This window comes from Rhodopila globiformis (assembly GCF_002937115.1).
In the GTDB taxonomy this organism is placed as follows: Bacteria; Pseudomonadota; Alphaproteobacteria; order Acetobacterales; family Acetobacteraceae; genus Rhodopila; species Rhodopila globiformis.
Window position 1 is genome coordinate 1 of record NZ_NHRY01000005.1, and the last position, 10,186, is coordinate 10,186.

11 protein-coding genes and 1 pseudogene are annotated in these 10,186 nt (G+C 66.8%); 4 read left to right on the forward strand and 8 right to left on the reverse strand.

Annotation, left to right across the window (positions count from 1 at the left end; translation table 11 throughout):
- Both CCS01_RS00090 and CCS01_RS00095 read left to right on the forward strand, forming a co-directional pair.
- On the forward strand, nt 1-176 hold a 176-nt coding region (locus CCS01_RS00090), incomplete at its 5' end, for a transposase (RefSeq protein WP_146101497.1).
- Nucleotides 177-289: 113 nt separating this feature from the next.
- On the forward strand, nt 290-1,666 hold the full coding sequence (locus CCS01_RS00095) for a transposase (RefSeq protein ID WP_104516817.1): 1,377 nt from the start codon (nt 290-292) through the stop codon (nt 1,664-1,666).
- 137 nt (nt 1,667-1,803) lie between these two features.
- On the opposite strand, the gene CCS01_RS00100 is transcribed toward CCS01_RS00095, so the two are convergent.
- Entirely contained in the window at nt 1,804-2,259 is a 456-nt protein-coding gene (locus CCS01_RS00100) for a CopG family transcriptional regulator (RefSeq protein ID WP_193540088.1), read from the reverse strand.
- A gap of 5 nt (nt 2,260-2,264) precedes the next feature.
- The gene (locus tag CCS01_RS00105) at nt 2,265-4,253 is read right to left on the reverse strand and encodes a conjugal transfer protein TraG (protein ID WP_104516819.1); all 1,989 of its coding nucleotides are present in this window, start codon (nt 4,251-4,253) and stop codon (nt 2,265-2,267) included.
- Nucleotides 4,254-4,367: 114 nt separating this feature from the next.
- Between CCS01_RS00105 and CCS01_RS00110 the strand changes: the two genes are divergently transcribed.
- On the forward strand, nt 4,368-5,144 hold the full coding sequence (locus CCS01_RS00110) for a DUF429 domain-containing protein (protein ID WP_158258153.1): 777 nt from the start codon (nt 4,368-4,370) through the stop codon (nt 5,142-5,144).
- 9 nt (nt 5,145-5,153) lie between these two features.
- Here the strand turns inward: CCS01_RS00110 and CCS01_RS00115 are convergent, their stop codons facing one another.
- The 6 genes from CCS01_RS00115 to parA form a co-directional block, all read right to left on the reverse strand.
- The gene (locus CCS01_RS00115; RefSeq protein WP_104516821.1) at nt 5,154-6,908 is read right to left on the reverse strand and encodes a relaxase/mobilization nuclease domain-containing protein; all 1,755 of its coding nucleotides are present in this window, start codon (nt 6,906-6,908) and stop codon (nt 5,154-5,156) included.
- A gap of 253 nt (nt 6,909-7,161) precedes the next feature.
- Complete coding sequence (locus CCS01_RS00120) at nt 7,162-7,992, reverse strand: lytic transglycosylase domain-containing protein (protein WP_170114610.1); 831 nt, start codon at nt 7,990-7,992, stop codon at nt 7,162-7,164.
- Between the two features lie 2 nt (nt 7,993-7,994).
- On the reverse strand, nt 7,995-8,507 hold the full coding sequence (locus CCS01_RS00125; RefSeq protein ID WP_104516823.1) for a S26 family signal peptidase: 513 nt from the start codon (nt 8,505-8,507) through the stop codon (nt 7,995-7,997).
- Nucleotides 8,504-9,010: a DUF2840 domain-containing protein gene (locus CCS01_RS00130; RefSeq protein ID WP_104516824.1), complete on the reverse strand. Its 507-nt coding sequence runs from the start codon at nt 9,008-9,010 to the stop codon at nt 8,504-8,506. Before CCS01_RS00130 ends, CCS01_RS00125 begins: the two co-directional genes overlap by 4 nt.
- On the reverse strand, nt 9,007-9,258 hold the full coding sequence (locus CCS01_RS00135; protein WP_104516825.1) for a hypothetical protein: 252 nt from the start codon (nt 9,256-9,258) through the stop codon (nt 9,007-9,009). Before CCS01_RS00135 ends, CCS01_RS00130 begins: the two co-directional genes overlap by 4 nt.
- The gene (gene parA, locus CCS01_RS00140) at nt 9,255-9,893 is read right to left on the reverse strand and encodes a ParA family partition ATPase (RefSeq protein ID WP_104516826.1); all 639 of its coding nucleotides are present in this window, start codon (nt 9,891-9,893) and stop codon (nt 9,255-9,257) included. The genes CCS01_RS00135 and parA overlap by 4 nt, the downstream gene beginning before the upstream one ends.
- 197 nt (nt 9,894-10,090) lie before the next feature.
- Between parA and CCS01_RS34905 the strand changes: the two are divergent.
- Nucleotides 10,091-10,186, forward strand: a pseudogene (locus tag CCS01_RS34905) (IS5/IS1182 family transposase); the annotation flags it as partial.

Sequence of the window (10,186 nt, forward strand, 5' to 3'; positions counted from 1 at the left end):
CCAATCGCCGCTCGCCGCGGACCTACGACCGCGACCTCTACAAGGCGCGCCATCTGATCGAAAATTTCTTCGCCAGGCTCAAGCAGTTCCGTGCCATCGCAACCCGCTATGACAAGACTGCCCGCAACTTCCTCGCCGCGGTCCACCTCGCCGCCGCCGTCGTTTGGCTTAATTGACGACACGCCCTAGGGGCAATTTCCGCCTTTGGCGGATTCTGTTGAAAAACACGGGTGTTGAGCGGGCGCGGGCCCGCTGATTCACTCTGGTCGTTGTGGCCGGAGGTGAGTCGATGATGGGAGATCGGCGGGTCGACCAAGCGGCCCTGTTCTATGAGTTCTCTCTCGAACGCCATGTGCCGGCGGACCACCTTCTGAGATCGATCGACCGGTTCGTTGATCTCGACGGCGTCAGGGCGCACCTGCGGCCATACTACAGCTCGACCGGCCGCCCCTCGATCGACCCGGAGCTGCTGATCCGGATGCTGCTCGTGGGCTACTGCTTCGGCATCCGTTCCGAGCGACGGCTGTGCGAGGAGGTCCACCTCAACCTCGCCTACCGCTGGTTCTGCCGGCTGGGCCTCGACGGCGATGTCCCCGATCACTCGACCTTCTCGAAGAACCGCCATGGCCGCTTCCGCGACAGCGATCTGCTGCGCCTTCTGTTCGAGACCGTCGTGCGCCGCTGCATCGAGGAGGGGCTCGTCGGCGGCGCTGGCTTCGCCGTCGACGCCAGCCTGATCAAGGCCGACGCCAACCGCCAGAGCGGGACGGACGGCGCCAATGGCCTGGACCCCGAGGTCTCGAGCCGGGCGGTTGATGAGTACCTGGCTGTGCTGGACGACGCAGCCTTCGGCGCGGCCACGCCCGTCACCCCGAAGTACCTGGCCCCAGCCGATCCAGCGTCACGTTGGACCGGCGCCAACGGCGGCATGGCGTTCTACGCCTACTCCACCAACTATCTGATCGACCTGGACAACGCGGTGATCGTCGACGTCGAAGCCAGCACCGCCATCCGCCAGGCCGAGGTGACGGCCGCCAAGACCATGATCGTGCGCGCCCAGGAGTGCTTCGACCTTCACCCGGAGCGCCTGGCCGCCGACACGGCCTACGGCTCTGCGGAGATGCTGGCCTGGCTGGTCGACGAGCAGGCCATCGAGCCGCACATCCCGGTGTTCGACAAATCCGCGCGAACCGACGGGACCTTCTCGCGAGACGACTTCACCTATGACCCGGAGCAAGACCTCTACGTCTGCCCGGCGGGGAAGCACCTGCGAAAGTACCGTCGCGCGTTCGCCGTGCCGCGGACCGGCGTGTTGAAGGACAAAACGGTGCGCTACCGCGCCAGCAAGCGTGACTGCGGGCCGTGCCCGATGAAGTCCCGATGCTGCCCCAACGCCCCAGCGCGCAAGGTGCCGCGCTCCGTCCATGAGGCCGCCCGCGACAAGGCCCGGGCCATCGCCAAGACCGAGGCCTACGTCACCTCTCGCCGACAGCGGAAGAAGGTCGAGATGCTGTTCGCCCACCTCAAGCGCATCCTCAAACTCGACCGACTTCGACTACGCGGGCCTTGCGGCGCACGTGATGAGTTCCTCCTCGCCGCTACCGCCCAGAACCTCAGGAAGCTCGCCAAGCTGGTCCCGACCCCGAGCCCGATCATGGCCACCTGAGGCCGCGCAGGCGCCATCAGCCGCTCGAGCGGCCAAACCGTCAGCGGGCCATGCCGCGAGTTCTTCAACAGAATCGGCGCAAATCGGCCATTCGGTGAGAGCACACCGAATTTTTTGGACGTGTCGATAACCGCCATTCAGAGCCGTTGTCGATCATCACCATCCTGAGTGCCATCCTGTTCCGACTGTTTGGCGGCCACATCCTGGATGATCTCGTCAGCCAATTTTTTCCCGCGTGCCAGGCGACGGCCGAGCGCTTCCACGAACCCCTCATACCGCTCCCGCCCTTTTATCTGAGCTGCAGCGGCCGAGTTGTCCGGCAGTGGCGGCGTGCTCGTCAGCCAGAAGCGGACGAAGACGGCCAGCGCCTCGTTCGAAATGTCCACGTGCCTTTCGAGCCGCTCCAGGTGGCGACCGATGCGGTCGAGCCGCCGCGCCAGTGCCGCCTCCAGCCGGTCGGCGCCATCCGGGGACAAATGCGACGCCAGCGCCGCTTCGACGATCATCGACTGGCTGACCCCTTTCCGCGCCGCGTAGTCGGACAACTTGGTCATCAGGTCCGGTGGCAGCCGGAACGTGTGTTTGGTTCGCATCGTGCTCACATCTGCATGTCGTCGGCCGGGTCGAGGGACACCTGCCGGGCGACAGCACTCATCGTGCGTTGCAAGGTGCGCTGCCGCTGCGGCTCGTCGTCTGCATCCTCATCGATCAGCTCGAACTCGTTGACAGCCCGTGGCGTCGACGGAGCGATGTCTTCGTGCTCGGGCAGCTCGGGCTCGCGCCGGATGCCACCGTTCGCTGGATCCTCGGTGTCGGCCTGGAGCGGTTGGACGATGACGGCGCCCGCCCAGTCGCCACGGGCATCGTTCGGAACGGTCTCCACGCGGGGCGGGTCCGGGGCGTGGCTCGATAACTCGGGCGGCTGCAGAATGCGGGCCTTCAGTTCGACGTCCTCGTAGTAACGCGCCTTCTTCGCCCGGATCGGCTGGCAGCCGGACACCAGCACCAGTTCGTCCTCGTGCGGGAGCTGCATCACCTCGCCGGGGGTCAGCAGTGGCCGCGCGGTCTCCTGTCGCGACACCATCAGGTGGCCGAGCCACGGGCTTAGTCTGTGGCCGGCGTAGTTCTTCATGGCGCGCATTTCGGTGGCGGTGCCCAGAGCGTCGGACACGCGCTTGGCGGTCCGCTCATCGTTGGTCGCGAAGCTCACGCGCACATGGCAATTGTCGAGGATCGAATTGTTCTGGCCGTACGCCTTTTCGATCTGATTGAGCGACTGCGCGATCAGAAAGCTCTTCAGTCCGTATCCGGCCATGAAGGCGAGCGCGCTCTCGAAGAAATCCAGCCGGCCGAGCGCCGGGAATTCGTCGAGCATCAGCAACAGCCGATGCCGCGCGGTCTTCGGTGAGAGCTCCTCGGTCAGACGCCTGCCAATCTGATTGAGGATCAGGCGCACGAGGGGCTTGGTCCGGCTGATGTCCGATGGTGGCACCACCAGGTAGAGGGTGGTCGGCGCCTTCGCCTCCACAAGGTCCCGGATGTGCCAGTCGCACCGTCGCGTCACGGCCGCGACAACGGGATCCCGGTAGAGGCCGAGGAACGACATGGCGGTCGACAGCACGCCGGACCGCTCATTCTCGCTCTTGTTGAGCAGCTCTCGGGCCGAACTGGCGACCACCGGATGCACGCCGAGTTCGCCAAGGTGCGGCGTCGTCATCATCGCCCGAAGTGTCGTCTCGGTCGGGCGGCGCGGGTCGGACAGGAACTTGGCCACGCCCGCGAGGGTCTTGTCGGGCTCGGCGTAGAGCACGTGAAGGATCGCGCCGACGAGCAGCGAGTGGCTGGTTTTCTCCCAATGATTCCGCCGCTCGAGGGCGCCTTCGGGATCGACCAGCACGTCCGCGATGTTCTGAACGTCGCGCACCTCCCACTCACCGCGGCGGACCTCGAGAAGCGGATTGTAGGCGGCGCTTGCCGCATTGGTCGGATCGAACAAGAGCACCCGGCCGAAGCGCTGGCGCCAGCCGGCGGTCAGCGACCAGTTCTCGCCTTTGATGTCGTGGACGATCGCTGATCCCGACCACGTCAGGAGCGTCGGCACCACCAGACCGACACCTTTGCCGGACCGGGTGGGGGCGAAGCACAGAACATGCTCGGGGCCGTCGTGCCGAAGATACCGATCCTGCCAGCGCCCGAGCACGGCCCCATCATGGGAGAGCAGACCAGCGTCGCGCACCTCCGCCGTTTGCGCCCAACGCGCCGAGCCATAGGTCGTGACGCGCTTTGCTTCGCGGGCGCGCCAGACCGACATGGCAATCGCGACGATGACCGCGGCGATCCCGCCCGAGGCGGCGATGTAGGCGCCCTCAGTGAAGATATCGCGCGCGTAGGCGTCGTAGGCGAACCACCACCAGAAAAAGGCCGGCGGCTGATAGATCGGCCAGCCGAAGCACTCGAACCAAGGTCTGCCGAGCTGGGGCTGGAAGGCGAGTCGCCACGCCACCCACTCCGACGCCCCCCAGACGAAGGCGAGCGCGACAAGGCTGACGGTGAGCACCTGGCCCCAGAGGATCTTGGTCGCGTTCATGGCGACCGTGGATCAGGACGCGTAGGTCGCGCAGCCTCAAGGACAAATTGAAGGGTGTCCTGTCCCCGGATAGGCTGGCGGGAAATTCGGACAACTCGAACGCTGAGGACGCCTTTGTCGGCTTCCCCGATTTATCTGGGCATCGATGTCGCCTGTGCGACGGGCAAGCGGTTGCCGATCTGCTTCGTCGAGCCTGGCTTGCCGCTCACGCCTTTGACTCTTCCCAGGGACCTTCGCGCAGTCCTTCCTCGGGGCTTGGGCAATAGAGAGGTCACGGCGACGCATCCCTACCGGGACGCCGCTCAGAAGGTCGCCGTTGGGCTGAAGCGTATTGCAGCGGAGTCGGGCTGGCGCATAGAGCGGATCGCGGTCGACGCGCCGGCGGCGCCCCCGACCAATGGTTCGCGATCCTCAGAAGTTGAACTCGGTCGATCCGGCTTGTCGTCCTTTCGAACGCCTCTAGTGTCCGACTGGCCCTCTATCCGGGAGAAGTGCGCTCAACACCTTCGGTCAGGTGGCGGTGCGGCGTCGCTGCCCCATGCCAACAAAATCTGGATGCTATTCGGGTTCGAGCTGTTTTCGGCGCTGAGGCGGGAGCTCGATGTCGAAGTCATTGAGGTTTATCCATTCGCGATCGTTCGCGCACTGCTCCCCTCATGCCTGCACAAGTCGACGGAAGGTGGCTTTCATTCCCAGGTGGAGGCTGTCGCGCAGCGGACTGGATGGGAGCCGCAGGGTCTCGAGACCGCGCTCAAGTCTGCCGTCCCTGGAAGCCGTCATGATCGCCTCGACGCGTTCATGTCGGCATGGGTCGCGACGCTGCCCGTAGAACAACGACGCGCATTCGGGGATGCTCATCATCCAGATGATTCGATTTGGGTGCCAGCTTGAGCCGGGCGGTCAGATGCCAATGCCGCGCTCGCGACCAAGCTTCCAGTCGACGGCATCGCCAGCGCCTCTGAGCCCTGTCACCTGTCGCCCGAGCTGCTGCTCGAGCGTCGGCCGCCAAGGCACGAGCTGAAACCCCATGCCGTCATCGATCATGGCAAACCGGCCAGACGCGAGCGTGACGCGCTGGCGATAGACGCCCGAGACGTGCTCGCCTTCCGCGGATGGCCGATGGGCGAGCCCCGTCTCGGCCGACAGCCGGGTGACGGCGTCATCGAGCTCCCGTCGGCGCAGCGTGTCGAGAAGGTCGCGGGCGAAGACGACCCGCTGCCCTTGCCGGCGCGCGAGGCCCTGCTCGACGAGATGATCGATGCGGCGGTCCATGGCTTCCCGCACGTCCGCACCGAATCCCGCGGCACTGAGGACGGTCTCCTTGGCGAGGAGCTGGCGATCGAGCCAGGTGGCGCCGGTCGCCGTCACCTGAGCCTCGATGGAGAAGTCGGAGCGGGTGGAAAGCGCCAGGCGCCGACGGCCGCCGGCATCCTCATAAACCCGGGTCTCGACGATGGCGCCGGGCTTCGCGTCGCCGGTTACATCGAGATCGGGAAAGACGACGTGATGCGTGCGGCCGTCGATCCCGTCGACGACGACATAGGCCGTTCCCTTCAGCTCGTTGTGTAGTCCGCGCTCGACCAGACGGCCGAGGATCGGCGCGGACGGCTCCTCTCCGTGCATCGCGAAACTAGCGACGTCCGGCTCGCGATCGCCGGCACTCATGGCCCGGTGCATGGTCTTGATGATGTCGCCGCGGACCCCGAGCTCCCTCAGCGTAGGCTCGAGACCGGACTTCAGCGTCCACTGCGCCGGGCCGACTTGCTCGGCGAGCCCGAGGCGTCCGAGCCTGGCCGCGCGGCCGACTAGCAGCCGGCGCAGCTCGGGGTCTTCGTCCGTGCCTCCGGGGCGTAGGTCCGCGACGCCCCCACCTTCGTCGGCCATGTCGCGCAGGGAGCGGTCGAGGCTGGTCCATCGCTCCGCGCCGACTTCGCTTTCCAGCCCCGCGCGGATTTCCTGGGCGGTGCGCGGCCCGAGCTCCAGGGTGACGCGGTCGGCGGCGCGGTTGCGCAGTCCATGGCTGATGTAGTCGCGGCTGATGACGAGGTCGGCGCCATCGTCGGCGCGTCCGCGCACCAGGACATGGACATGAGGATTGTCGGTGTTCCAATGGTCGACGGCGACCCAATCGAGGCGGGTGCCGAGATCGCGTTCGGCGTCCCGCATCAGCTCGCGCGTGAAGGCGTGCAGATCCTCCATGCGGTTGGCATCCTCGGGCGAGACGGTGAAGCGGAAATGGTGCCGATCCTCCTCGCACCGCTCCGCGAAGGCCCGTGCGTCGGCGTCATCGGACGCCGCGTCGAACATGCGCGCGTCGGCGCCGTCACGGGTGACGCCGTCGCGCTTCAGATAGGCCACGTGCTTTGCCAGTGGGGCCGACCGGAAGCGTCCGCCGCGGTGACGAACGATGCGGATCATGACTACGACCCGCCGCGTGGCCGAACGCGACGACAGGGACAGAGCCGCCCGCCGGCCGCGACCGAACGTCGATCGCCCCTTGCTCTTCCCGGCGTTCTTGAATGTCGCGCTCCGATGGCCGGCCTTCGCGGCGGCGCGCATCACCTCGCCGACGAAGCTCTTCGGCCGCTTGGCTCCTCGATTGCCGTGGCGAATGCGGCCGGGCCTCGCGGTGAAGTCGTCGTCGGCCCCAGTCATGGCCAAAGCCGCGCTCGCTGAGCGCGAGGATGGCGCTTGGAACGTTGAAATACTTGATCTTTTCGCCGAAAGCGCCAGCGCCGTTGCTGGGTAAGCTGGCGAAAATCCTCAATCCAACCAACCACATGCGCCGTGCCGCTGGCGGCGCTTTTATCTTGCCGTCCCCGTCCGTTGGTCGGTTCGCGGGTCTCCCTCTCGACGACCCTCCAAGCGCCGCGATAGCTCGCTGCAACAGTAAAAACGGCCGCTCCGATCATCGCCGCGGGCTCTGCCCAGACAGCGCGACGAACAGGCCGTTCGACGAGGGCGCGAGGCCGGTCCAGTCGGCGACGCGACGGTCATCTGACGGCGACCCGGTTTGCGGGTCGACTGCATCCTTGCCGCTGGTCGACGGCGGTCTCGACGGCGATGGGAAGAGCGATGCCTCGGTCCAGGATCGCACGACCGTCGCCAGCAGCGTTGCATCATCGACCGCCCCGCCGGAAACGACCGGCACAAGCCGAGCGAGGTAAGCCCGGGTCTCCAGCGGCAGCGGCCGGCCGGTCGCGACGTGGTCCTCCCAGCGCGCTGGCCCGGCGTTATAGGCCGCGAGGAAGCCAGGGATGCCGTAGCGGTCGTGCAACTCCCGCAGATACGCCGCGCCGGCGACGATGTTGTCGTGCGCGTCGTACGGATCGGCGCCGAGATGGTAGCGACGGCGCAGCTCGGCCCATGTCTCCGGCATGATCTGCATAAGGCCGAGCGCGCCCTTGGGCGAGGTCGCGCGCGTATCGCCGAAGCTTTCGGCCCGCATGACAGCGTGGATCCATGCAGGAGGAATACCGAACCGCGTGGCAGCTTCATCGACGAAGGAGGCGAACGGTCCGCGCGACTCGACGACGCGTATCTGTGCAGGCTGGGCGTGGGCCGGCATGGCGCCGAACAACATCAGGACCGCGACGCCAATGACGCACGCCATGCGATGCAGACGCGGCTGTTGAACAGGCCCGGCGCCAAAGAGTGGTCGAACGCAGGCCGGTAAGAGGGAGAAGATCCGGCGGTGAGCGCGACCATGATCGGCCACCGATGAGCGATGTGGTTGCACGATCAGTCCTCCTCGTGCGTCCAGAGGGGAACCGCCCGACCGACGATCGTGCTTGCAGGCAGCAGACCGAAATACCGGCCGTCGAAGGAGTGCTCAGACTCCCGGTTCATCAGGAAAATCGAGCCGTCCGATACGCGCTGGCACCCCTGCCAGACCGGCAGCGGGCGGCCCAGGCTGTCGCGGTCGAGCGCGTCGCCCATCGCCATCCCATCGACACTCACCGACCGTCCGGAGCGGCACACGGTTTGACCAGGAAGGGCGAGGATGTGCTTCAGCATGGGCACACCCCTGGGCAGATACCCGCGCGCCGCGAGGAAGCCGGCGAGGTCGGGCGGCGGGTCGACCGCGACCAACTCGGTGACATGCAGTCGTCCGGCAGCCTCGATCGCGTAGAGGCCGATCGGCACACTCGCGCTCGCGTTCCATATCAACAGCGGGTTCGGCCGGATGACGACCGTCGCGGCAGTTGCCAGCGCGATCAGCCCCGCGAGGATCGACCAGCGTTCGTGCGTCATAAGCCGACGCTCCGGCGCACGAGCCACGCGCGATGGCGCTCGCGGGTGTAGGCGCGCGGCGCGTCGCCCGCGCTCAATCGGTTATGGACGTGGCGCCAATAGTCCGGAGCGGCTTCGGCCGGATCGATGTCGAGCGCTTCGATGGCGTCGATGGTCTGAAGCGTGCGCTCGACCTTCGGCCAGCCGTTGATCCGCAGCAGAATCTCTCCGCCGGGCTGGACGTAGGGCACGGTCTGGTAGGCTTCGCCGGTGGCGACCGCGCGGAGAATGTCGATCCGGGATAAGACGGTGCCGAAGTCGTTGGCGGCCCATCGAACGAAAGCGAAGACGGAGTTCGGCGCGAAGCTCAACACCCGGCGGCGTCGGTCGAGGATCGTTTCCTCGATGTCGCGACCGAAGCGGATCCAGTGCTCGATCCGCTTTTCGATCCAGGTCAGCTCGACGTGGGTCAGCGGCGCCGCTGCATCAGACGCGCACGATCGAGGTCGAGAGTCAGCCGTCATGACGCTGGTCCCTCGGTGTCGGGAAACTCGCGCAGCAGCAGCGCGCGCAGCATGTCGGCGACGGTTTCGCCGCGGCGGAACGCGGCGATCTTGATCCGTCCGCGCAGTTCCGGCGTCACGTCGATCGTCAGGCGCGCGGAGAACGTGTCGGCGGCCCCGCGCGGCGGCGCGACATCCTGTGTTCGCACCCAGGCGTCCGGTGTGGCTGGCCGTGCGGCGAACGCAGGCTTGGAGACGCGATCAGTCATGGCACCACCGCCTCGACTTCGGTGGCGAGCGCCGCGATTTCGCGCGCGGCCAGGCCGTCCGGAGCGAACTCGTCGACCAGGCGGCCCGAACGCGCGGCGTCCGCGAAGGCGACGCGCTGGCCGATGCGGGACGCGAGCACTGGCGGATCGTGTTCGGCCAGGCCGTCGGCGGTCTCGCGGGCGATCACCGTGCGCGCGGCGCAGCGGTTGAGGAGGAAACGCGCTGCGAGACCGGGCCGGAAAACGCGAGCCTCCTCGAGCAGCCGCAGCATTTCGGCGGAGGCCCAGCCGTCGAACGGCGAGGGTTGCGCGGGGATCAGCACGAGATCGGCAGCGAGCAACGCCGAGCGCAGCAAGCCAGCTACGCGCGGCGGTCCATCGATGATCACGTGATCCGCGCCGCGTGCAAGGTCCGGCGCCTCGCGATGCAGGGTGTCGCGCGCGAGGCCGACGACCCCGAACAATTGCGGCGCGGACTCGCGGGCGCGCTGCGCCGACCAATCGAGCGCCGAACCCTGCGGGTCCGCATCGATGACGATGACCCGCTTCCCTTCCCGGGACCATCGTCCGGCAAGATGGAGGGCGAGCGTGGTCTTGCCGACGCCGCCCTTTTGGTTGAGCAGCGCCACGATCATGGCCCGCGGTTCCGGGTTATCCCCCGCGTCGGCGCCCGACCAACTTTAAGAAGGTTAGGGCGTGTCGTCAATTGGAGCCAGCCGAGTGAGTCTGGGCTGCAACAGTGCGGCGGAATCGTTGATCAACAAGCGGCTTCCCGATTCCAGCAGCCCCGGTTCTTCGATGCATAGGCAGTCAGCTTTGGAGAGGCTGACCGATGCATCGACATGCCTTGCGCGACGACCAGTGGGAGCGGATCAAGGACCATTTGCCGGGCCGTCCGGGGTCCGTTGGCGCGACCGCTGCGAACAAC